Annotated in this window: 17 protein-coding genes; 9 read left to right on the top strand and 8 right to left on the bottom strand. The window is 72.9% G+C overall.

Translation table 11 applies throughout. The features are described 5' to 3' along the window. Positions 1-43: 43 nt before the first annotated feature. On the top strand, positions 44-745 hold the full coding sequence (locus P1K89_RS25400; protein ID WP_284619330.1) for a TetR/AcrR family transcriptional regulator: 702 nt from the start codon (positions 44-46) through the stop codon (positions 743-745). Positions 746-756: 11 nt separating this feature from the next. Here P1K89_RS25400 and nhaR read toward each other — a convergent pair whose 3' ends face one another. Continuing rightward, positions 757-1,692 (bottom strand): transcriptional activator NhaR, encoded by a 936-nt coding sequence (gene nhaR, locus P1K89_RS25395; protein ID WP_284619329.1) that lies wholly within the window; start codon positions 1,690-1,692, stop codon positions 757-759. A gap of 165 nt (positions 1,693-1,857) precedes the next feature. On the opposite strand from nhaR, the gene P1K89_RS25390 reads away from it, so the two are divergent. Beyond that, positions 1,858-2,361: a TerB family tellurite resistance protein gene (locus P1K89_RS25390; RefSeq protein WP_284619328.1), complete on the top strand. Its 504-nt coding sequence runs from the start codon at positions 1,858-1,860 to the stop codon at positions 2,359-2,361. 9 nt (positions 2,362-2,370) lie between these two features. Continuing rightward, entirely contained in the window at positions 2,371-3,429 is a 1,059-nt protein-coding gene (locus tag P1K89_RS25385; RefSeq protein ID WP_284619327.1) for a TerC family protein, read from the top strand. Here the strand turns inward: P1K89_RS25385 and P1K89_RS25380 are convergent. The 5 genes from P1K89_RS25380 to P1K89_RS25360 form a co-directional block, all read right to left on the bottom strand. Then, on the bottom strand, positions 3,366-5,480 hold the full coding sequence (locus P1K89_RS25380; protein WP_284619326.1) for a TonB-dependent receptor domain-containing protein: 2,115 nt from the start codon (positions 5,478-5,480) through the stop codon (positions 3,366-3,368). The genes P1K89_RS25385 and P1K89_RS25380 overlap by 64 nt on opposite strands. Positions 5,481-5,621: 141 nt before the next feature. Continuing rightward, entirely contained in the window at positions 5,622-9,179 is a 3,558-nt protein-coding gene (locus tag P1K89_RS25375) for a calcium-binding protein (protein WP_284619325.1), read from the bottom strand. Positions 9,180-9,213: 34 nt separating this feature from the next. Next, entirely contained in the window at positions 9,214-10,536 is a 1,323-nt protein-coding gene (locus P1K89_RS25370) for a vanadium-dependent haloperoxidase (protein WP_284619324.1), read from the bottom strand. An 83-nt stretch (positions 10,537-10,619) separates the two neighbouring features. After that, positions 10,620-11,501 (bottom strand): alpha/beta fold hydrolase, encoded by an 882-nt coding sequence (locus P1K89_RS25365; RefSeq protein ID WP_284619323.1) that lies wholly within the window; start codon positions 11,499-11,501, stop codon positions 10,620-10,622. Positions 11,502-11,646: 145 nt separating this feature from the next. Then, complete coding sequence (locus P1K89_RS25360) at positions 11,647-14,574, bottom strand: ATP-binding protein (protein WP_284619322.1); 2,928 nt, start codon at positions 14,572-14,574, stop codon at positions 11,647-11,649. A 237-nt stretch (positions 14,575-14,811) separates the two neighbouring features. Here P1K89_RS25360 and cysK point away from each other — a divergent pair, with 237 nt between their 5' ends. From cysK to P1K89_RS25345, 3 genes are read left to right on the top strand one after another with little or no spacing between them, the layout of a single operon-like run. Next, positions 14,812-15,894, top strand: a complete 1,083-nt coding sequence (gene cysK, locus P1K89_RS25355; RefSeq protein ID WP_284619321.1) for a cysteine synthase A — start codon at positions 14,812-14,814, stop codon at positions 15,892-15,894. Between the two features lie 2 nt (positions 15,895-15,896). Continuing rightward, the gene (locus P1K89_RS25350; RefSeq protein WP_284619320.1) at positions 15,897-16,412 is read left to right on the top strand and encodes a DUF3455 domain-containing protein; all 516 of its coding nucleotides are present in this window, start codon (positions 15,897-15,899) and stop codon (positions 16,410-16,412) included. 2 nt (positions 16,413-16,414) lie between these two features. Then, positions 16,415-17,899 carry a pyridoxal phosphate-dependent decarboxylase family protein gene (locus P1K89_RS25345; RefSeq protein ID WP_284619319.1) on the top strand — a complete coding sequence of 495 codons (1,485 nt, stop codon included), beginning with the start codon at positions 16,415-16,417 and terminating at the stop codon, positions 17,897-17,899. Between the two features lie 34 nt (positions 17,900-17,933). On the opposite strand, the gene P1K89_RS25340 is transcribed toward P1K89_RS25345, so the two are convergent. Next, entirely contained in the window at positions 17,934-18,440 is a 507-nt protein-coding gene (locus tag P1K89_RS25340; RefSeq protein WP_284619318.1) for a nuclear transport factor 2 family protein, read from the bottom strand. Positions 18,441-18,546: 106 nt separating this feature from the next. Between P1K89_RS25340 and P1K89_RS25335 the strand changes: the two genes are divergently transcribed. Continuing rightward, positions 18,547-18,900 (top strand): DUF1428 domain-containing protein, encoded by a 354-nt coding sequence (locus P1K89_RS25335; RefSeq protein ID WP_284619317.1) that lies wholly within the window; start codon positions 18,547-18,549, stop codon positions 18,898-18,900. Between the two features lie 225 nt (positions 18,901-19,125). After that, positions 19,126-19,551 (top strand): nuclear transport factor 2 family protein, encoded by a 426-nt coding sequence (locus P1K89_RS25330; protein ID WP_284619316.1) that lies wholly within the window; start codon positions 19,126-19,128, stop codon positions 19,549-19,551. 61 nt (positions 19,552-19,612) lie between these two features. On the opposite strand, the gene P1K89_RS25325 is transcribed toward P1K89_RS25330, so the two are convergent. After that, positions 19,613-20,416 (bottom strand): hypothetical protein, encoded by an 804-nt coding sequence (locus tag P1K89_RS25325; RefSeq protein WP_284619315.1) that lies wholly within the window; start codon positions 20,414-20,416, stop codon positions 19,613-19,615. A gap of 71 nt (positions 20,417-20,487) precedes the next feature. Between P1K89_RS25325 and P1K89_RS25320 the strand changes: the two genes are divergently transcribed. Next, positions 20,488-21,918 (top strand): DUF4384 domain-containing protein, encoded by a 1,431-nt coding sequence (locus P1K89_RS25320; protein WP_284619314.1) that lies wholly within the window; start codon positions 20,488-20,490, stop codon positions 21,916-21,918. Positions 21,919-21,934 lie beyond the last annotated feature (16 nt).

Raw genomic sequence — 21,934 nt, 5'->3', positions numbered from 1 at the left:
ACAGACCTGTATGTTCGTTGAACGATACAGACAGATCTGTATCATGTCAACCATGCCTGCACGTTCTTCTGTCCAGCGCTCGGCCCCGGGTGCCGCCAACACGGCGGACCTGCGCGAGCACATCCTGTCCACCGCGTCGAGCCTGTTCTACAACCGCGGCGTGCGCGCCGTCGGCGTCGACCTCGTCGTCGACGAAGCGCGCATCGCGAAGACCAGCCTCTACCGCTACTTCCCGACCAAGGACGCGCTGATCGTCGCCTTCCTCGAACGCGAGGACCTCGACTTCTGGGGCACCTGGGACGGCGTGGCCGCCGCGCACGCCGACGATCCGCGCGCCGAGCTCGAGGCGCACATGCAGTGGATCGGCCTGCGCCTGGAGCGGGAGAACTACCGCGGCTGCCCGCAGATCAACGTCGCCGCCGAGTTCGCCGAACCCGAGCACCCGGCCCGCGAGGTCGCGCGCACGCACATGCGGCTGCTGCGCGAGCGGCTGACGCGCCTCGCCGAACGGCTCGGCGCGCCGGCGCCGGGCGAGCTCGGCGCGCAGCTGGCGATCCTGGTCAACGGCGCCTTCGTCAGCAAGGACCTGCTGGCGCCCGCCGAAGCGGCGCGGGTGCTGAGCGCATCGATGCGCGCGCTCGTCGAGGCCGCGGTGGCGCGGCCGCCGGGCGCCGGCGCCGCCACCCTCGCCACGGGCGGCGCCCACCGCCGCCCGGCCTCGTCGCGGTCGACGCCCGCGCGGTAGCGCCGGCCCAGCTACGCGGCGACGGCGGTGCGCCTCGCGCGCCGTCGCGGCCCGGGCGCGAACAGCTCCGCGCGTGCCGCCTCCGTGATCGCCGTCACGCACGGATGCGTGATGCGGCGCTCGACCGAGATCGCGAAGAACTCCGCCACCACGTCCGTCGTCGATCCGAGCACGCGCACGCCGAACTGCTTCTCGATGTCCCGCTCCAGCACCGTCGGCCCGACGAAGATGCCCATGCCGCGCCGCCCGAACTCCTTGGCCAGCGCGCTGTCGTCGCATTCGCCGACCACCCGGGGATGCAGCGACTGCGCCTGCAGCCATGCGCGCAGGCGCTGACCGAGCGCCGACTCGTCCGCCGGCACGAGCAGCGGCGCGCCGTCCAGGCAGGCCGGGAAGCGCCCCTTGCCTGCTGCGAGCAGCGAGGGCGCCGCGAAGAAGCTGATGCCGCAGCTGCCGAGGCGGTGGTTGAAAGCACGCACGCTCACATCGGACGGTATCGGCGCATCGGCGATCACCAGGTCCAGCCGGTGCAGCGCCAGTTCGCCGAGCAGCGTGTCGAGCTTCCACTCGCGGCAGACGATGCGCACGGGCTCGGGCAGCTGGGCCGCCGGCTCGATCAGGCGGCAGGCGATCGACTTCGGCACGGCGTCGGCCACGCCGACGCGGAATTCCAGCGGCCGGCCCTGGCGCGGCAGCTCGCGCACGGCTTCCTCGAGCTCCGCGCCGATCGAGAAGATGGCCTCGGCGTAGCCGAGCACCATGCGCCCGGCCTCGGTGAGCACCAGGCCGCGCCCGCTCTTGGCGAACAGCGGCGTGCCGAGCGCCTCCTCGAGCGACTGGATCTGGCCGCTGATCGTCTGCGACGACAGGTGCAGCCGTTCGCTGGCCCGCGCCACGCCGCCCAGCTTGGCGACCTGGAAGAAGTAGTGGAGGTGCTTGTAGTTCATGCCGTGCTGCCTTCCGGACGCTCCGCATGCGCCCGCGTGCGCCCGCGTGCGCCCGCGTGCGCCGGATTCTCCCGATTTTTCGGACGATCAGCCGGAACAATCTGATTTTCACGGACATGGCCGGGCCGTAGATTGCAGGCATCCGACACAACATGGAGTGACCGAATGACCTTCAGCGGCCCGACGCTGCGTCCCTATTCCCGCAACAGTCCCGAGGCCGCGGCTCGCATCGTCGCGCTCGCGCTGATCGCCAACGGCCGCGTCGAGGCGGCCGAAGTCGCGGTGCTCGATGCCCTGCAGGCCGCCGAACGGCTCGGCCTGACCCGCGCCCGTTGGCATGGCGTGATCAACGACCTGTGTGCCGACCTGCTGGGGCCCGCCCGCTGCGGCGACGAGGGCCGCATTCCCGGCGACGTGCTGAACCGGATGCTGGACGAGGTCGACGACCAGGAAACCCGCCGCCTGGTGCTGCGACTGTGTTCGGCGGTGATCCAGGCGGATCGCCAGATCGACGATGGCGAGTCGATCGTGCTGCTGGCCGCCATCGAGCGCTGGGGGCTGCATCCGGACGACCACGGCCTGCTCGAGCCGTTGCTCTACGGCGCCGACTTCGAAGTCCGGCCGCGTGGCCGGGCCCCTTGCGAGGTGCGCCTGCCGCGCCTGCGCTGAAGCATCGCCATGACCATCGAATCGTTCGCCACCGGGCCGATGTGGGCCGGTTTCATCGCCTTCGTGATCGCGATGCTGGCGCTGGACCTCTTCGTGCTCGGCGGCAACAAGTCGCACCGGGTCTCGGTGAAGGAGGCCGGCAGCTGGGTCGCGGCCTGGGTGTCGCTGGCCTTCGCCTTCGCGGCGCTGCTGTGGTGGTACCTCGACGCCAACGCCGGCCGCGAGCTCGCCAACCGCAAGACGCTCGAGTTCGTCACGGGCTACCTGATCGAACAGTCGCTGTCCATCGACAACATGTTCGTCTTCGTGATGATCTTCGGCTTCTTCGCCGTGCCGCCCGAACTGCAGCGGCGCGTGCTGCTCTACGGCGTGCTCGGGGCCATCGTCATGCGCGCCGGGATGATCCTGGCCGGCGTATGGCTGGTGCGCGAATTTGCCTGGGTGCTCTACGTGTTCGGCGCCTTCCTCATCGTCACCGGCATCAAGATGCTGGTCTTCGCCGACCACCAGCCCGACCTCGAGAAGAACCCGCTGCTGCGCTGGCTGCGCGGCCACCTGCGCATCACGCCCGGCTTCCACGGCGAGAAATTCTTCGTGCGCATCGGCGGCGTGCTGTGGGCCACCCCGATGTTCCTGGTGCTGATGATGATCGAGGCCAGCGACCTGGTGTTCGCGGTCGACAGCATCCCGGCCATCTTCGCGGTGACCACCGACCCGTTCATCGTCTTCACCTCCAACATCTTCGCGATCATGGGACTGCGCGCCCTGTACTTCCTGCTGGCCGACATGGCCGAGCGCTTCCACCTGCTCAAGTACGGCCTGGCGCTGGTGCTCGTCTTCATCGGCGGCAAGATGCTGGCGGCGCCCTGGTTCCACGTGCCGGTGCAATGGTCGCTGGCCATCGTAGGCTCGCTGATCCTGGCCTCGGTGCTGCTGAGCCTGAAGTTCTCGGCCCGCAGGCCCGACGCCGACGGTGCCTCGCCGGACCGCGGCACGCCGCCGGCTCAGAAGCTCAGCCGCCCCGACATCCCCGCGATCGCCGTGCGGCCCGGCGCGGGCTCGAAATAGCGGCCGTTGGCCTCGTTGACGATCACCGAGCCCGCGACGTGGCGCCCGGCGAGGTTGTCGGCACGCAGGAAGGCCTCGAGCGTCCAGCCCGCGCCGCGCAGCGCATAGCCCACGCTCGCGCCGAGCAGCGCGTGGCCGGCGGCGGCATCGCTGTTGGCATCGTTGACCATCACGCGGCCCAGCGCCCGCAGCTCGAGGCCCGCGCGCCAGCCGGTCGGCGGCTGCAGCGCCAGCGAGAGCTGCAGCGCCGACGGCGCGACGCCCGGCAGCCTGCGCCCGTCGTCGCTGCCGCCGCGGTAGAGCGCCTGCAGCCAGGTCGCGGCCGCCTGCGCGCGCCAGCCGCCGCTCCACTGCATCGACCACGCCAGCTCGGCGCCGCGGCGCCGCGTGCCCTCGGCGTTGCGGAAGCTCGTGCGGCCGCCGGCGCTGGCCAGCGTGACGATCTCGCGCTCGGTGCGCACCTCGAACAACGCGGCATCGAGGCGGCCCAGCGCCGCATCGCGCCACTTCGCGCCCAGCTCGACGTGCTCGCTGCGCGCCGGCTGCAGCGCCAGGTTCAGGCCGGACGCGCCATTCGGTCGATAGGAAAGTTCATTGAGGGTTGGCGTCTCGAACCCGCGGCCGAGCGTGGCGTAGAGCCGCAGCGCGGGGCTCGCGGCATGGACCAGGCCCAGCACCGGCAGCGTCGCCGAATACCGCACCGCGCCGCTGTCGTCCGGATTGGGGCCGACGATGTAGTGGTCCGTCGATGCGACCCGCAGGCTGCTGCGCCGCAGCCCGGCATGCAGCGTCCAGTCGGGCTGGAACTGCCAGATCGCCTGCGCATAGGGGTCGGTCGAGCGCGCGGTGTTGTGCTCGTCGCGGCGCAGGGCGCCTTGCACGCCGAGCGTGCTGCCGATGAAGTTCTGGTGGCCGCGCCGGTGTTCGGCCAGCGCATCGTGGCTCGCGCCGGCCACCAGCTGCAGCGGCCGGCCGCCGGGGGCCAGCGCGACGCTCCAGCGCAGGTCGGCGCCCTGGTAGCGACGATCGAGCTGGATCACCCCGCCCGGATGCAGCGCATTCGCCTGCGGACCGGTGGGAATGGCCTGGAACTGCCCGGTGCTCCGCTCGCCGCCGTAGAGCAGCGCGCGCACGGTGCCGCGGTCACCCCCGAGGCGGTGCTCCAGCGCCAGCCCCGCCTGCGTCTGGCGCATGGTCTTGCGCGTGTCGAAGCGCTCGGCCACCGGGTCGACGCCACGCGGGTCGGCCTCGAACTGCGCGCGCGTCAGCCCGAGCGGGTCCTGCGCCTGCGGCAGGTCGACGTGGTTCATCAGCAGCGTCGCCGTCGTCGCCGCATCCACGCGCCAGCCCAGGCGTGCGTTGCCCAGCGTGCGCTCGGCCGCGCTGTGTGCGCGGTAGCCGTCGCTGCGCAGCCGGCTCGCGCTGGCCGACAGGTCGAGCGCGCCGAACGAGCCCCCGGCCTTCGCGGCCAGGCGCCGCAGCCCGTCGCTGCCGGCGGTGAAGCCGGCCTGTGCGAACGGCGTGCCGGCACCGTGATCGCTGAAGACGTTGATCACGCCGCCGGAGGAGTTGCCGTACAGCGCCGACATCGGCCCGCGCAGCACCTCGATGCGCGCGGCCGAGGCCATGTCGATGTGGCTCAGCTGGCCCTGGCCGTCGGGCATCGTCGCGGGGATGCCGTCGACGATCACCCGCACGCCGCGCACGCCGAAACTCGCGCGCGCACCGAAGCCGCGGATGGAGACCTGCAGGTCCTGCGCGAAGTTCTGGCGGTCGCGCGCCGTCAGGCCAGCCACGCCGCCCAGGGCCTCGCCGACATGCACGGCGGCGCGGTCGCGGCCGCTGGCATCGAGGTCGATGCGCGCGATCGACGCCGGCACGTCGAAGGCCGGCAACTCGATGCGCGTGGCCGTCACGACGACCTGCGAGGCGTCGTCCGCCCGCGCGGACAGTGCCGCCAGCGCACCGAGCAGCGCGGCGCCGGCGGCCCGCAGGCGGGCGGGACGGCGAGAGGGGCAGGAAGGGCGAGAGGGGTGGCGCGGCGTCTTCATGCGGCCGCACCTTAGGCAGGCGGGTCAGCGGCCGCGACCCGGTGCGATCCCTCGGCAGCGTGCCGTCCTCGAACAAAACGGCCCGCGCGCTGTGGCATTCCGGCGCAGTGCCGGCGCGCGCCGCCGTCCTGTTGATCTGCCTCAACCGATCAGCGAGGCATCGATGCCGCTCGGCAGCCCGGCGATCTGCACCTCGCCATTGAGCAGCACGTCGACGCCGGGGCCGCCGGTCAGCGTGTCGAAGCCCGCGCCGCCGTCCAGCCAGTCGTCGCCGCCGCCGCCGGTCAGCACGTCGTTGCCGTCGCCGCCGTCGAGCACCAGCGGCATCAGCACCGCCACGCTCGCCTTGACGACGTCGTCGCCGGCCAGGCCGTTGAACTGCAGCTTGTCGAGCCCCGGCTCGAAGTTGCGCACCACCACGTCGTAGCCGAGGCCGCGCACGACCAGCGCGCCGTTCTCCATGAAGATCGCGACGACGTCGTTGCCGGCGCTGCCGTCGATCACGACGGTGTCGGCCACGCCGTCGCCGCCGCTGCCGCCGAGGGTCGGCGCCAGGTCGATGCGCACGGCCTTCACGTCGGTGCCGCCGAGGTGGTTCACCGTGATGCGGTCCGTGCCGCCGACCGGGCGCAGCTCCACCGTCTCGATGTCGTCGGCATCGAGCGTGATGCCGGCGATGTCGCGCGTCAGCTTCAGCCGCGCGCCATTGGCGCTCAGCACCAGCTGCTCGTAGATGGCCGAGCCGTTGAACGCCAGCACGTCGGTGCCGCTGCCGCCTTCGATGACGTCGCTGCCGTCGCCCGGATCCCAGCTGAAGCGGTCGTTGCCGGCACCGAGGAAGATGCTGTCGGCGCCCTGGTTGCCGTCGATCGTGTCGTTGCCGTCGCCGCCCCCCAGCACGTCGGCACCGTTGCCGCCGTTGATCACGTCGTTGCCCGCGCCGCCGTCGATGGTCAGCTGCACCAGCGCCGCGAGGTTGCCGGTGGCGAAGAAGCGGTCGTCGCCGCCGCCGAGCTCCAGGCGCAGCTGCTCGGTCGTGCCCAGGTCGATGCTGCCCGCCGGCAGCGGCTCGAGGCGGTCGATGCGCACCCGCTCGCCGTTGGCGGTGACGGTGAAGGTGTCGGCGGCCGCGCTGCCGCTGACCCGTGCGAGGTCCAGCCCGGCGCCGCCGTCGAACACGTCGTTGCCGTCGCCGGCCTTCCACAGCAGCAGGTCGTCGCCTTCGCCGCCGTCGATCACGTCGTCGCCGACGGCGCCGTTCAGCTCGTCGTTGCCGGCCCCGCCGATCAGCGTGTCGCCGTTGGCGCTGCCGGTCAGGCGGTCGTTGCCGAGGCCGCCGTCGGCCACCAGGCGCGCTGCACCAGCGCCGAGGCCGGCACCGCTGAGCACGTCGTGGCCATCGAGCAGCCGCAGCTGCAGGCTGTCGAGCGCGGCTTCCGCGCCGCCGACGTGCACCCGCGTCGCCAGGCCCAGCACCGTGGCGATGCCGTTGGCGAAGCCGAAGCTCACCACGTCGGCCACGTCGGTGGCCTTCACCGCGACGACGTCGGACGCCGCGTCCCCGGCGCCGCCCAGCAGCGCCAGGTCGATGCGCACGTCGCGCACGTCGGTGGCGGCCAGCGATTCGACGGTGACCAGGTCGGCGCCGCCGAAGGTGCGCAGCTCGACGGTCTCGACGTCGTCGGCATCGAATACCACGTTGGCGATGTCGCGCGTCATGCGCAGGCGCGTGCCGTTCGCGCCGCCTGCGGACAGCACGTACTGCTCCTGGATCGCCGAGCCGTCGACCTGCATCACGTCCGCGCCGCTGCCGCCTTCGATCACGTCGCTGCCGTCGCCCGGGCTCCAGGCGAAGCGGTCGTTGCCGGCGCCCATCAGCACGCTGTCGCTGCCCTGGTTGCCGTCGATCAGGTCGTTGCCGTCGCCGCCGATCAGCACGTCGGCGCCGTTGCCGCCGTTGAGCACGTCGTTGCCGCTGCCGCCGTCGATCACCAGCGTCGTCAGTGCCGCGAGGTTGCCGACCGCGAAGAACTGGTCGTCGCCGGCGTTGAGCTCGATGCGCACTTCTTCGGTCGTGCCGATGTCGAGGCTGCCCGCCGGCGCCGGCTCGGTGAGGTCGACCCGCACGCGTTCGCCGTTCGCGGTGACGATCACCTTGTCGGCCAGGCCGCTGCCGTCAACCACGACGACGTCGAAACCTTCGCCGCCGTCGACCAGGTCGTTGCCGTCACCGGCGGTCCACTGGATGCGGTCGTCGCCCGCGTCGCCATAGAGCCAGTCGTCGCCGAGGCCGCCGGTCAGCAGGTCGGTGCCGTCGCCGCCGGCGAGCGTGTCGGCGCTGGCGCTGCCGGTGAGCTTGTCGTTGCCGGCACCGCCGTCGACGGCCAGGTAGGCCGTGCCCGCAACGAGCCCCGCGCCGGTGAGCACGTCGCCGCCCTCGCCCAGCACCAGCTGCAGCACATCGGACCCCTGCTCCGCGCCGCTGACGTGCACCCGGGTCGTGAGGCCGAGCACCGTCGTGACGCCGTTGGCGACGCTGAAGCTCACCACATCGGCGCCGGTCGTGCCGTGCACCGCGACCACGTCGACCGCGCCGTCGCCCCCGCCGCCGAAGGCCGTGAGGTCCACGCGCACGTCGCGCACGTCGGTGCCCGCCAGCGGCTCGACGGTGATGCGGTCGGTGCCGCCGAGCGCGCGGATCTCGACCGTCTCGACATCGTCGGCATCGAGCACGATGCTGCCGATGTCGCGCGTCAGCCGCAGCCGCGCGCCGTTCGCGCCGAGCACGAACTGCTCGTAGATGGCCGAGCCGTTGAGCTGCAGCACATCGGTGCCGCTGCCGCCTTCGATGACGTCGCTGCCATCGCCCGGGTCCCAGCTGAAGCGGTCGTTGCCGGCGCCGAGGAACAGGCTGTCGTTGCCCTGGTTGCCGTCGAGGGTGTCGTCGCCGTCGCCGCCCTTGAGCACGTCGGCGCCGTTGCTGCCGTGGATCAGGTCGTTGCCGGCGCCGCCGTCGACGGTGATCTGCAGCAGCGCGGCGAGGTTGCCGGTGGCGAAGAACTGGTCGTCGCCGCCGCCCAGCGCAAGCTGCAGCTTCTCCATCGTGCCGGCGTCGATGAAGAACGGCGCGGGGTCGATGCGGTCGATGCGCACCCGCGTGCCGTTCGCCGTCACGGTGAAGACCTCGGCCTCGCTGCCGCCGTTGACCTCGGCGATGTCGAAGCCGTCGCCGCCTTCGAACAGGTCGGAACCGTCGCCGTTGTTCCACACCAGGCGGTCGTCGCCGGCCTCGCCGTAGAGCTCGTCGTGGCCGGTGCCGCCGATCAGCAAGTCGTTGCCGACGCCGCCGAACAGGAAGTCGTCGCCGCCGAGGCCGCGCAAGACATCGTTGTCGAGCTGGCCGAACAGCATGTCGCTGCCGGCGCCGCCGGTCAGCGTGTCGTGGCCGGCCCCGCCGAACAGCTGGCCGTGCGGCAGCGGGCCGTTCACCTCGCTGAGCAGCACGCTGTCGTTGCCGTCCTGGCCGAAGACCTGGATCAGCGTCGTATTGGCGATCGTCGGCTGCACGCCGGCCACGGGGATCGCGCTGCCGTTGACGAACAGCTTGCCGGCGGCATCGCGGCCGACGGTCAGCGGGTTGTCCAGCGCATCGCCGGCGATCGCGAGAACGCCGTCGGTGAAGGTCGCGGTGAAGCTCATGGATGCAGTCCTGCGCAACAGCGGTGGACGGCGCTCACTGCGCGGTCGCCACGAGGGCGCGCTCGCCCCGCTCGACCTTCTCGGGCTTGACGCCCTGCTCGGCCTTCCCGGACTTCTCGCCGGCCTTCTCGCCGCCCATTTCGGCGGCCTGCAGCGCCGCCTGTTGCCGGGCCTTGCGCACCGCCAGCTCGCCGATCGCGCGGCCCATCACCAGGCTCACCTCGTTGGTCGAGCGGTAGTGCAGGCCGCCCCACACGCGCGCCATCGCCACTTCGTTGACGAAGTCGTCGATGCGCGTCCACTGGCGCGTCGCGCCCTTGGCGGTCGGGCTGCTGGTGGCCAGCGTCACCGGCGCCGAGCCGACCTCGGCCTTCAGCACCGCGCCGACCGCACCGGCCAGGATGCTGTGGCCGCTCGGGTACTCGGGATGCATCGGCGTGTCGATCAGCGGCAGCCAGCCGGCGTCGCGGCTGGTGGCGTCGTTGCCGTCGAGGTCGGCATTGCGGATCGCGGTGACCGGGCGCCAGAAGCGGTAGTGGTGCTTGGCATCGAAGACGGCGATCAGCGCATCGTCCATCGCCTGCGCGACGGTGGCAAACAGGCGCGCATTGGCCGCCACGTCGCGGCCCGGCGTCAGCGCCACCGAGCGCACGACGCCGTGGTAGATCGCCGGCAGCGAGTAGTCCCAGAAGCGCGCGATCTCGGTCTGCTCGGCGCTGCGCGCCTTGCTGTCGCGGCCGCCGTAGGCCTTGATCTCGTCGAAGTCGCGGGTCCAGGTGTCGCTGGCCAGCGCCACCGGCGGGCCGGGGCGGAACTGCGCCGGCCCGGTCATCACCCACGGCGTGCGCGCGGCCCACGCGGTGGCCGCCGGCAGCACGGTCGGCACGTAGACGCCCGGCTGGTTGCCGATGTGCGGCCGCGTCATGTCGACGGCAGCGAACACCGGTGCTTCCTTGGCGCGCGCGCCCAGCACCGCCGCGGCGGCACGTTCGCCGGCGGCGATGCCGGCGGCCTTGGCCGAGGCATCGGGCAGCGCGGCGAGCATGGTCGTGTAGGTGGTCTCGATGGCCGCCTTCTGCGCCGGCAGCAGCGCCATCAGCGTGGCGCGGTTCGCGGCGGCCACCGCCGCGTCCTGCGACGCCGCCGGCACCTGCTGCGCGGCGTCGTGCACGGCGGTCTGCACGACCGCCATCACGCGCATCGCCGGGGGCGTGCCGAGCTTGGCGTCGGTGATGAATTCAGCGGCCTTGATGTTCCAGTCGGTGACCGCGTCGGCGCGGGCCGGCGACGCGACGTGCAGGGCGGCCAGCGCGATGCCGGCGAGTGCGAAGGAGACAGGGGAACGAACGGGTTGCATGGTGGGATCTCGATGAGGATGAAGGACAGGGGAAGGTCGCGGCGCGTTCGATGCACCGCAGGCAGGAAGCCGTTGCCGTGCGCTCAGGTCGCGCAGTCGGCGGTTTCGGTGGCCGCGCCGCTTCGTTCGGCCGCGGCCGGCGCTTCATGCGGCGCGCGGCACGGCACGTCGAAATGCAGGAAGCGCAGCAGGCGCTCGTTGACGGTCCGCGGATGCGTCAGCGGCCCCATGTGCGCGAGGCCGTCGAGCACCTCGTGGCGGCCATGCGGCAGCAGGCAGCGCAGCAGCGCCGTGACATGCAGCGCGGCCATCGTCGTGCGCGAGCCGCGCAGGCACAGCAGCGGCATGCGCAGCTTCTGCAGCGCGTGCAGCGGCAGCGGCTCGCCGACCAGCGTGGCGAAATGCTGCGCGACCACCGGCATGCGCTCGGCCACCGCCTGCTGCCGGCTGGCCGACATCGCGCGCCACGCGCCGGCACCTGACCAATAGTCGACAAAGCGCTCGGCCGCGGCGGCCGGCGCGGCGCGCTCGACCTGCTCGCGCACGAAGGCGGCCAGCGCGAAGGCCTCGCGGATGCCGGGGCTCATCGGGGCCTGGGCCTCGAGCAGGCTGAAGAGCACCGGCTCGTAGACCGCGAGGCTGTGCACCAGCGCGGGCGACGCCGCGGCCAGGTGAGTCGCCACCGCGGCGCCGTAGGAATGGCCGATCACGTGGCCGCCGCCGCTGCGCTCGAGCACCGCGCGGGCCAGCGCCGCGTCGTCGTGCACCGACAGCGGCCGGCCGGCGGTCCACGCCGGGCCGCGGCCATGGCCGTGCAGGTCGATCGCCTGCACGTCGAAGTGCGGCGCGAGCGCCTCGGCCAGCGGGTCCCACTGGCGCGACGACGAGGCGCTGGCGTGCAGCAGCACGACCGTTTCCCGGCGGGCGGGGCGGCGGTGTGCGGCGAGGGAAGGCAAAGCGTGCATCGGTGCGTCCTTTCGGTGAGGACGCACTGTGCGCAGGGCTGCGTTCCATGGGCGTTCCATGCCGCCGGCGGAGGCGATCAGGAACGCGGCGGAACGGGGCGGAACGGCGGGCAGCGACGCGCGGCGCCCGGGCGCGCCGGCGCGGCTACGACAGCGCGGCGATCAGCGGCGCATGCGCCAGCGGCGCCTCGGCGACGATGCGCTGCATCAGCTCGGTCAGGCTCCAGCCGGGCCAGGGCGGGTCGGGCGTGTCCGGCGGGCGGTGGCGGGTGAAGGCGGCCATCAGTTCATCGCGGTCGGGCGCGCTCAACGTCGGCTCGGCCGCGGCGAAGCCCAGCACGCGGCGCGCGGCCCGGGGCTGGCCCTGCGCATCGAGCAGCTCGGCCAGCGCATTCAGCACCAGCGGCTTGATCGCCTGCGCGCCCAGGCTCAGCGCCAGCGCGGCGGCGTCGGCCAGCCAGGTGCGCGCGTCGTCCAGCGCGGCCTGGCGCACCGCCACGCGCGCCAGGTGCACCTTGAACCAGGCCACCAGCGAGCGCAGGCCGGCGGCGTCCGCACCTTCGAGGCCCTGTTCGCCGAAGCTGCGCGCGTCGTCGATGTCGCCGGCCTTCAGCGCCAGGTCGCCCAGGTTGGCCAGCGCGAACGCGCGCGTGCTGACGAGGCCGTGGCGCTCGCACAGCGCCTGCGCCTCGAGCAGGTGCTCGCGCGCGGCCGCGTCCTCGTCGAGGAAGGTGTAGAGCGAGCCCAGGTTGTTCAGGCACACCGCCAGCCGCGCATCGTCGCCGTGCCGGCGGTGCTCGGCCAGTGCCTCCAGCGTCAGGCCGAGCGCCTCGTCGTAGTGGCCCAGGCGCTTCTCGCACAGCGCCAGGTTGTCCAGGGTCGACGCGATGTCGCTGACGTTCTCGCGGGCGCGTGCCAGGTCCAGCGCGCGCAGGTAGATCTCGCGCGCGTCGGCCGACCGGCCGGCGTAGTGTGCGCAGCCGGCCTGCACCGCCAGCGCCTGGTAACGCGCATCGCGATCGGCCGGGGCTTCAGCCGCGTCGATCGCGGTGCCGGCCGTCACCTGCGCGTCGGCGTAGCGCGCCAGGCGCATCTCCATCAGCGCGGCCTGGGCCAGCACGCGCGCGCGCAGCAGCGCATCGGCCGCGGCCAGCTCGGAATCGGCCGCCGCGCGCCACAGCGCCAGGCCGTCCTCGAACCGCGCGCGATGCTCGAAGTAGTGGCGCCAGGCCGGCAGCACGCGCAGCAGCGCGGCGGCGTCCTGGCGGGCGATCGAATGCAGCCAGGCGCGCCGCGCGTTCTCGAAGTCGTCGTCGATGGCCTTCAGCGCCTCGCGCCGGCCGCGCGCGGCCGCCGGCTCCAGCTGCAGCAGCCAGCCGTGGAAGTGCCGCGCATGGCGGTCGTGCGTGGCCGAGGACGCGTCGAGCGCCTGCAGCTTCAGCGCCGCCAGCTGCTGCACCAGCGGGTGCAGGCGCATGCGCTGGCGGTCCTTGGTCAGCAGCGACTTGTCGGCCAGCGCGCCCAGCACCGGCAGCGACGCACCGGCCACCGCGCGCGCGGTCTCGACCGAGAAGCCGCCGTGGAACACCGACAGCCGCGCCAGCACCTCGCGCTCGCTGGCGCTGAGGCGTTGCCAGGACTGCTCGAACACCGTCTCCAGGCTGGCGTGGCGCTCGGGCAGGCGGGCATCGGCGGCGCGCAGCAGCTCGGTGCCCTGGTGCAGCTCCTGCGCGATCTCGGCGCAGGACAGCATGCGCACCCACGCGGCGGCCAGCTCCAGCGCCAGCGGCAGGCCATCGACCTGGCGGCAGATGTCGACGATGGCCGCGGCATCGGCGGCCGCGCTGAAGCCGGGCTCGACACGCTGGGCGGCCTTGACGAACAGGCGCACCGCGTCGAAGGCCTCGACGCGGTCGCGGTCCTCGGGGTCGGGGCAGGGCAGGCCTTCGAGCGGCAGCGACCATTCGTCGGCCAGCTGCAGCCGCACCCGCGTGGTCACCAAGAGCTTCAGGCGCGGGCAATCGCGCAGCAGCCGCGAGAGGGTGGCCGTCTCGCCGGACAGCTGCTCGAAGTTGTCCAGCACCAGCAGCAGCTGGCGCTCGCGCCAGGCCTCGATCGCGCGGTCCAGGGCCTGGCCGGCGCGCGGGCCGGTGGCCACCCCCGCTTCCTGCGCCAGCCGCAGGCCGAGCTGCGCGGCGGTCTCGACGTCATCGAGCGCGATGAACAGCGCCCCGTCGTCCTGCTGCGGACCCAGCAGCTGCATCGCGCGCCTGGCCAGCCGCGTCTTGCCGACGCCGCCCGGGCCGACCAGGCACAGCAGCCGGCACTCGTCGCGCGACAAGAGCTCGGCGATGCGCGCCAGCTCGCCGGAGCGGCCGACGAAGCCGTCATCGGCGAGCGGCGGCGCCATGACCGCCGGCGGGCGTGGTGGCGCCGCGGCGCCCGCGCCGAGGCCGTCGTGCAGCGCGCGCAGCGCCGCGCCGGGCTCGATGCCGAGCTCGGCTTGCAGCCGCTCGACGAACTGCCGGTAGGCCGCGCGCGCGGCGCCCGCCTGGCCGCTGGCCGCCAGCGCAGCCAGGCGATGCTGCAGCGCGGCTTCGTCGAGCGGATCGGATTCCAGCAGCCGCGTGCTCAGCGCCAGCGCGGCCGACGTGTCCAGCGTGCCGCCGTCCAGCGTCGCCAGCGCGGCATGGCGCCAGGCGGCGCGCAGCCGGTCGCGTTCGAAGCCGAGCCAGCGGGTCCAGCCGTCGCTCTGGCCATCGTCGAAGCCGTCGAGCAGGTCGCCGCCGTAGGCCGCCAGCGCGTCGGCGGTGCGGCCGTCGTTCAACGCGGCCTCGAACTCGCCGACGTCGGTGGGCACGTCGAAACGCAGCGCCGCCGGCTCCACCGCCACCGCCTGCGCCCAGGGCAGCGATGGCAGCCGGAACAGCGTCTTGCGCAGGTTCGCGTAGGCCTGCTTGTCGCTCAGCTCGGGCCACAGCAGCGCGGCGACCTCGGTGCGCGGCACCCACTGCCGCCGCAGCGCCAGCAGCACCGCCAGCTGCGTGCGGCGCTCGAAGGGCAGAGCAAGCATTCGGCCGCCGAACGCGACCGCCGGCGCCCCGAGCAGCTTGAAGTGCAGGTCCGGGACGGGCAGGTGCGGAACAGGCAGGTCCGTGGCAGGCGGGTCCGACATGGGCGACGAAGTATCCCCCGCGGCCGCCGGCTGCTGGGGCGGCGGTGTCAGGGAACGCTGGTGGAACGCGGGGGCCGCGACAGTCCGCTTCCACCGGTCGACCCCGGACCGCTTTCAACCTGACGAGGATTCTTCATGCCCCGCTACGACAACATCCTGCAGACCGTCGGCAACACCCCGATCGTCCGCCTGAACAAGCTGGCTCCCGAGGGCGTGCACCTGCACGTCAAGATGGAGTCCTTCAACCCGCTCGGCTCGGTCAAGGACCGCCTGGCGCTGGCCGTGATCGAGGACGCCGAGCGCCGCGGCGTGCTGAAGCCGGGCCAGACGGTGGTCGAGGCCACCAGCGGCAATACCGGCATCGGCCTGGCGATGGTCTGCGCCCAGAAGGGTTACCCGCTGGTGCTGACGATGGCCGAGAGCTTCAGCGTCGAGCGCCGCAAGCTGCTGCGCTTCCTCGGCGCCAAGGTCGTGCTGACGCCGGCCGCCGAGAAGGCCACCGGCATGCTGAACAAGGCCATCGCGCTGGCCGAGGCGCACGGCTGGTTCCTGTGCCGCCAGTTCGACAACGAGGCGAATGCCGAGATCCACACCCGCACCACCGCGCAGGAGATCCTGCGCGACTTCGCCGGCCAGCCGCTGCACGCCTTCGTCTCCGGCTTCGGCACCGGCGGCACGCTGCTGGGCGTGGCGCGCGCGCTGAAGGCGGCCGACCCGGCCATCCGCGTCGTCGCCGCCGAGCCCGACGTCGCGCCGGTGCTGTCCAGCGGCATCGCCCAGCCGTGCAATGCCGCCGGCCAGCCCACCACCCATCCGGCCTTCAAGCCGCACCCGATGCAGGGCTGGTCGCCGGACTTCATCTCGCGCCTGACGCAGGCGGCGTTCGACGAGCAGCTGGTCGATGAGATCGTCAAGGTCAACGGCGCCGAGGCGATGCGCCTGGCGCGCGCGCTGGCGACGCAGGAAGGCATCTTCGTCGGCACCTCCAGCGGCGCCACGCTGGCCGCCGCGCTGGAGGTCGCACGCAACGCCCCGGCCGGCAGCCACATCGTCTGCATGCTGCCCGACACTGGGGAGCGCTACCTGTCGACGCCGCTGTTCGAAGGCATCGACATCGACATGAACGACGAGGAACGCGCGATCCTCGCGTCGATCGCGGCACCGGCGGCACCGGCGGCACCGGCGGCGCCTGCAGCGCCCGTGGCGCAGGTGGCCTGAGCATGAAGCGACTCGTTCTCGCGGCCCTGCCGGTGCTGCTGGCCGCCTGCACCACGCCGAAGTCCGACACGCCCGCGTCCGAGGCGCTGCCCGCGGCGCTGGCGGTGGGCGCCGGCGAGACCCTCGTCGCCACGCTGGCCGCACGCGGCGTGCAGGTCTACGAATGCCGCCCCGGCCAGGTCGGCAGCACCTGGGCCTTCGTCGCGCCCGATGCCGCGCTTTTCGATGCCGACGGCCGCCGCGTCGGCCACCATGGCGCCGGCCCGTACTGGCAGGCGCTGGACGGCAGCCGCATCGAAGCCAAGCCGACCGCGCGCGCCGATGCGCCGGTCGCCGACGCGATCCCGTGGCTGCTGCTGCAGGCCACGCGCACCGGCGGCGCCGGCCGCTTCACGCACATCGCCGCGGTGCGCCGCGTGCACACCACCGGCGGCCTGGCGCCGGCCGGCAGCTGCCTGCTCGGCACGCAGGTGCGCGTGCCCTACACGGCCGACTACCTCTTCTATTCCGCGAGCTGACCATGACCACCGAAGCCGCCGAAACCGGCCGCCTGCAGCCGCTGCTCGAGCGCCTGGGCGCCGGGCTGGACGCGTACCTGACGTTCGAGCACCCGGACGCGCTGCACGGCGGCGCACGCTGGCGCGCGCGGCTCGATGCGCCGCTGCCGCAGCAGGGCATCGGCGCCGACGCGGTGGTCGACGAGCTGCTGCACGAGGTCGTGCCCTTCGGCTCGGCGATCCCGCGGCCCGGCTTCAGCGGCTTCATCACCACCGGCGCGACGACGGTCGCGACGCTGGCCGCCACCGCGGCCTCGGTCGCGTCACCTCAGCGTTATGGGCTGACCTCGTTCAACTTCCTCGAGGCCCTGTCGCTGCGCTGGCTGGCCGACGCCTTCGGCCTCGGCGCGATGCAGGGCGTCTACAGCAGCGGCGGCTCGACCGCCAACCTGCTGGCGCTCGGTGCCGCGCGCCAGCAGGCCTTCGAGCGCCTGGGCTGCGACCCGGCGGCGGACGGCCTGCAGCTGCATCGGCCGGTGGCGGTCTACGCCAGCACCGAGACGCACCACACGGTGCAGCGCGCCGCCGGCGTGCTCGGCCTCGGCCGGCGCGCGGTGCGGGCAATCGCCTGCGATGCCGGTGGCCGCATGCGCGTCGACGCGCTGCGCGCGGCGATCGAGGCCGACCGCCGCGCCGGCGTGCTGCCGATGGCGGTGGTGGCCAACGCCGGCACGACCAACACCGGCGCGATCGATCCGCTGTCGAGCATCGGCGAGCTCGCGAAGGCCCAGGGCCTGTGGTTCCATGTCGACGGCGCCTACGGCCTGCCCGGCCTGCTCGACGAGCGCGTGGCCACGCTCTTCAAGGGCCTGGCCCTGGCCGACTCGGTGATCGTCGACCCGCACAAGTGGCTGGGCGCGGCGGTCGGCATCGGCGCCACCTTCGTGCACGACCGCGGGCTGCTGCAGCGCGCGTTCACGCAGGAGCCGGCGCACTACCTCGAGGGCAGCGTCGAGCCGGCGGCCACCGAACCGGGCACGCAGCACTCGATGGACGACTTCGGCACCCCGTACTTCGACTACGGCGTCGAGCTCAGCGCGCCCGCGCGCGGCGTCGTCGTCTGGGCGCTGCTGCGCGAGATCGGCATCGCTGGCCTGCGCGAGCGCGTGCGCCGCCACAACGACATGGCGACCGCCGTCGCGCAGATGGCCCGCGCGCATCCGAACCTCGAGCTGCTGCTGGAGCCGACGCTGTCGATCTGCTGCTTCCGCTATGTCGCGCCGGGCGTCGACGACCTGGATGCGCTGAACCAGCGCCTGCACCGCCGGCTGATGCGCGAGAACCGCAACATGCCCAGCACCACGCGCATCGGCGGCCGGCTGGCGCTGCGCCCGTGCTTCGTCGGCGCCCGCACCGGCATGGCGCAGGCGCGCGAGCTGGTGGCCGACGTGCTGCGCATCGGCGATGCGCTGGTGCGCGAAGGCGCGCTGGCCGCCGCGGCGGCGTAGCTCCGAGGCGAGCGCGGCCGCTGGGGCCGGCGCGTCAGCGCGGTGCCTGCTTCGGCGCCGCGTCCCAGTGCTCGGCGATGCGGCCGTTCTCTATGCGGAACATGTCGAACCAGGTCGTCGTGTACTTCTTCGCCGCGTCGGCCGGGTCGGCGGCTTCGCGCACGAAGCTCAGGATCACCAGGTCGCCCTCGGCGGTGATCGCCACCAGCGGCGCCTTGATGCGCGGCTCGACCGGCTTGGGCTTCGCGAACTTGCCGAAGAACTCGACGAAGCCGGCGCGCCCGGTCGGCACGTTCGGGTTGTGCTGGATGTAGGACTCGGCCAGGTACCTCTCGGCCAGCTGCAGCTGGCCGCCTTCGAACACCTCGCGCCAGAAGTCGTAGACCAGGCGCTTGTTGGCGGCCAGCTTCGCATCGGCCGCGGCCAGCAGCAGCTCGTGGTTCGGCTGCGCGGCCACCGGCACCTGGGCGGTGGCGGTGAGCGGCAGGGCCAGCAGCACGGCCGAGGCCAGGCGCATCAGACAGGATGGGAGGGTCTTCATGGTGCGCGCGATGTTATGTCCCGGACGACGCGGCCGCGCCTGCACGTCGTGCCGGGCACCGCGTTTGCCGCGACGTTCGTTTCCTCGACCCGACAAGGAGCCCCCCATGGCCTACATCGATGGATTCGTGATCGCGGTGCCCAACGCCAAGCGCGAGGCCTACCAGGCGATCGCCCAGAGCGCGGCCGCGGTGTTCAAGGACCACGGCGCGCTGCGCGTCGTCGAGTGCTGGGGCGACGACGTGCCCGAAGGCAAGGTCACGTCGTTCCCGATGGCCGTCAAGCGCACGCCGGAAGAGAGCGTGGTGTTCTCTTGGATCGAGTGGCCCGACAAGGCCACGCGCGACAAGGGCATGGAGAAATCGATGGCCGACCCGCGCATGGACCACAAGCCGGAGGACATGCCCTTCGATGGGCAGCGCATGATCTTCGGCGGCTTCGAGACGATCGTCGACGCCTGAGCAAGGCCATGCGAAACGATGCGCCGACGACGGCGTTCCGTTCCGCTTGACCTGCCGCCTGCAGGGGGACGCGCGCCGTCTGCGTCGTCGGCAGGCGTCGGGGCGCGCGCGGCCGTCCGGCCTATCATCGGCCTCCCGCCTCGAGCCTCCCGTCCCAGCCTCCCGACGCCGCGGACGCGTCGGCTCCAGGCTCAGGCGCCGCACACCCACACCCAGCGAGTTGCCGTGAACATCGACGACTTCATGCTCGGCTACAAGGCCGCATGGGAGCAGCGCGACCCCGGAATGTTCGCGGCGCTGTTCCTGCCCGATGGCGAATACCACAACACGCCGTTCCAGGTTCAGCGTGGCACCGCGCAACTCGGCGAGTACTGGAAGCGGGTGCAACTCCAAGAAGACGTCCAGGTCTCCTTCGAGGTCCTGGCCACGGCGGCCACTTCGGGCATCGCGCACTGGCGTACCACGTACCAGGTCGCATCGGAGGAACTGTTCCAGATCTGGGCCCGGTCCACCGGCACCCCCCTCGTTGCGCGCAAGCCGGGCGATCCCCTGCCAAGAATGGTGCTCGACGGTGTTCTCCAGGCCACGTTCAACGGCGACCACTGTTCGCTTGCACGCATCTGGTGGCACAGCCTGCCGCAGCCCGCCTGAGGCGCGGCGCCACGACGCCGCGCCGCCATGCCATTGCCGACACCCACCTCGTGGACCCGGCTCACACGATGCGGCCCGACCCCAGCACGCGGTAGTTCGGATTGGCCAGGGCCGTCGGGTTGCGGTGCCGGTGGCCGAACCAGCCCTTCGGCGCCTTCTTCGGGCGGTCGTACTCGCAGCTGCCGTAGGTGGCCCAGTAGAGCTCCCAGGCCGCGCCGTTGACCACGCCGAAGACGATGGTGCCGCCGACGAACTCGACGTTCGTGCGGTTCTGGGCGGTCTTGCGCAGCACCTCGGCGTTGGCGCCGAAGTTGTAGGCCGGCTTGTCGATGTTGCCGGCGGGCGCCAGGTTCAGGTTGTACGGCGCGGCCGCCAGCACGCCGCGCGCGGCCACGTAGAGCTGGTTCAGCCGCGTGGTGCAGGCCGGCAGCTGCAGCGTCGGCTGCTGGCCGCCCAGGTGGCCGGGCGGGGCGTTGGTCTGGTTGTTCGCGTGGTAGACGACGATCGAGCCGGGCACGCCGTTGACCCGGTCGACGTAGACCATGCAGCCCGACAGGTTCGTCGTCAGGAACGACTGCGCCGCCGCGGCGGCCGGCGCCGGCAGCACGATCGAGCAGATCTTGTCGGTTGCGAAGGGCAGGAAATAGGTGTCGCCGGCGGCGTTGGCCGCGGGGTCGAGGCTGGTGATGCCGGCGACGCCGACGCCGACGTTCATCGTCGGATTCAGGTTGACCCGGCAGTTGGCCGCCGTGTAGTGCCGATGGTCGCCGCCGGCGGCGATGGCCGGAATGAACGTGCCGCCGTTGAAGTTGCCGAGCGACACGGTGGTCGGGTTGGTGCGGCAGTTGTTCACGTTGATGGGCATCGGGGCACCTCCTCGCGGCGGAGTATCCACCTCGCTTGAACCGTTGGCACGGCCGGCGCAACGGAGCACGCATGGACGTCCTTGCCCGTTCGCTGCGCCTGCTTGCCGCCCTTGCGCTGCCGGCGCTCATCGCCACCCCGACGCCGGCCGCCGCCGCGCCCGAGCCGCAGCGCGTGATCAGCGATGCCGCCGCGCTGCGCCGCTGCGTCGACCACCTGCTGCTCGACCACGGCGCGCGCGACCTCCTGCTGCAGGTCGGCGAGATCGACGAGCGTGCCGCGCGCGGCGCCGGCGGCCTGCGCGAGCTGCTGCTGACCGCCGCCGCCGACATGAGCGCGCGCAGCCGCGCGGTGCGGCTGCTGGCCGCGCCGGCAGCGTCGGGCGCGGCGGGCGCCACCGCGCCGGTGCTGACCGGCAGCCTGCGGCGCGAGACGTCCGTCGACGCCTTCACGCTCGACCTGTCGCTGCAGGCGCCCGAGGACCGTTCGCAGCTGCCCGGCAGCGGCTCGCGCCACGGCGTCACGCTGGCCGGCGGCCAGGCCGAGCTGCAGAAGTTCGGCACCCGGCTGGTGGTGCCGGCCGCCGGTGGCGACACGGGCGCCGCCGCGTTGCGCCTGCTCGCCGACGTCGCCGCCGCCGAGCTGATCGGCCGCCTCGCGAAGGTGCCGTACTGGCGCTGCTTCGGCGCCGGGCTGGACGACCCCGCGGTGGCCGCCGAGGTGCAGGACTGGTTCGACACGATGGCCACGCGGCCGTCGCAGCTGATCGGCTGGTTCCAGCAGCAGCTGCGGCTGCAGCGGCTGTGGGACGGCCCGCTCGACGGCGAGGTCAGCCCGGCGCTGAAGGACGCGATCGGCCGCTACCGCGCGCGCCTGAACCTGTCGCGCGAACCGAAGCTCACGCTCGACTTCTTCCAGGCCGCCCTGTCGGCCGAGCCCGCGGCAGCGCCCGCACCGCCGCCGCCGTCGCCGGCCCTGCCAACGACGCCGCCCGCGGCGCCGTCCGCGGCACCGCCCGCGCCGGTGGCGCCGGTGGCGCCGCCCGCGCCCGCCGCGACCGCCTTCGCGGTCGCCCCGCGCCCGCTGGAACTGCGCATCGCCGGCCCCACGGCCAATGGCTTCGGCCGGGGCGAAGCGGTGCGCCTGTCCGTGCGACCCAGCCGCGATGCGCACGTCTACTGCTTCCTGCAGGACGAGCAGCGCCGCATCACCCGCTTCTTTCCGAACCGCTTCCAGGCGGATTCGCGCATCGGCGCCGCCACCGGGCTGCAGCTGCCGGGCGCGATGCGCTTCGAGATCACGATGAACCCGCAGGGCCTGACCGAGACGGTGACCTGCTTCGGCACCGAACGCGACGTGCTGGCCGCGCTGCCCGGCGAGCTGGCGGGCGCCGACTTCGCCGCGCTGCCGCTGGCCTCGCTGGACCAATTGCGCCAGGCCTTCGTCGCAGTGACCGACGGAACGCTGGCCCAGGACTCGTTCCAGATCCGCGCCCGCCGCTGACTGTCCACCGGAGCCC

The organism is Aquabacterium humicola (genome assembly GCF_030167915.1).
GTDB lineage: Bacteria > Pseudomonadota > Gammaproteobacteria > Burkholderiales > Burkholderiaceae_C > Pseudaquabacterium > Pseudaquabacterium humicola.
This window is presented reverse-complemented; position numbering and strand designations above follow the sequence as displayed.

What these genes read in the sequence shown, in the direction of transcription:
- P1K89_RS25400 (WP_284619330.1), top strand. Translation starts at nt 44, where the DNA reads ATGTCAACCATGCCTGCACGTTCTTCTGTCCAGCGCTCGGCCCCGGGT.
- nhaR (WP_284619329.1), bottom strand. Translation starts at nt 1,692, where the DNA reads ATGAACTACAAGCACCTCCACTACTTCTTCCAGGTCGCCAAGCTGGGC.
- P1K89_RS25390 (WP_284619328.1), top strand. Translation starts at nt 1,858, where the DNA reads ATGACCTTCAGCGGCCCGACGCTGCGTCCCTATTCCCGCAACAGTCCC.
- P1K89_RS25385 (WP_284619327.1), top strand. Translation starts at nt 2,371, where the DNA reads ATGACCATCGAATCGTTCGCCACCGGGCCGATGTGGGCCGGTTTCATC.
- P1K89_RS25380 (WP_284619326.1), bottom strand. Translation starts at nt 5,480, where the DNA reads ATGAAGACGCCGCGCCACCCCTCTCGCCCTTCCTGCCCCTCTCGCCGT.
- P1K89_RS25375 (WP_284619325.1), bottom strand. Translation starts at nt 9,179, where the DNA reads ATGAGCTTCACCGCGACCTTCACCGACGGCGTTCTCGCGATCGCCGGC.
- P1K89_RS25370 (WP_284619324.1), bottom strand. Translation starts at nt 10,536, where the DNA reads ATGCAACCCGTTCGTTCCCCTGTCTCCTTCGCACTCGCCGGCATCGCG.
- P1K89_RS25365 (WP_284619323.1), bottom strand. Translation starts at nt 11,501, where the DNA reads ATGCACGCTTTGCCTTCCCTCGCCGCACACCGCCGCCCCGCCCGCCGG.
- P1K89_RS25360 (WP_284619322.1), bottom strand. Translation starts at nt 14,574, where the DNA reads ATGCTTGCTCTGCCCTTCGAGCGCCGCACGCAGCTGGCGGTGCTGCTG.
- cysK (WP_284619321.1), top strand. Translation starts at nt 14,812, where the DNA reads ATGCCCCGCTACGACAACATCCTGCAGACCGTCGGCAACACCCCGATC.
- P1K89_RS25350 (WP_284619320.1), top strand. Translation starts at nt 15,897, where the DNA reads ATGAAGCGACTCGTTCTCGCGGCCCTGCCGGTGCTGCTGGCCGCCTGC.
- P1K89_RS25345 (WP_284619319.1), top strand. Translation starts at nt 16,415, where the DNA reads ATGACCACCGAAGCCGCCGAAACCGGCCGCCTGCAGCCGCTGCTCGAG.
- P1K89_RS25340 (WP_284619318.1), bottom strand. Translation starts at nt 18,440, where the DNA reads ATGAAGACCCTCCCATCCTGTCTGATGCGCCTGGCCTCGGCCGTGCTG.
- P1K89_RS25335 (WP_284619317.1), top strand. Translation starts at nt 18,547, where the DNA reads ATGGCCTACATCGATGGATTCGTGATCGCGGTGCCCAACGCCAAGCGC.
- P1K89_RS25325 (WP_284619315.1), bottom strand. Translation starts at nt 20,416, where the DNA reads ATGCCCATCAACGTGAACAACTGCCGCACCAACCCGACCACCGTGTCG.
- P1K89_RS25320 (WP_284619314.1), top strand. Translation starts at nt 20,488, where the DNA reads ATGGACGTCCTTGCCCGTTCGCTGCGCCTGCTTGCCGCCCTTGCGCTG.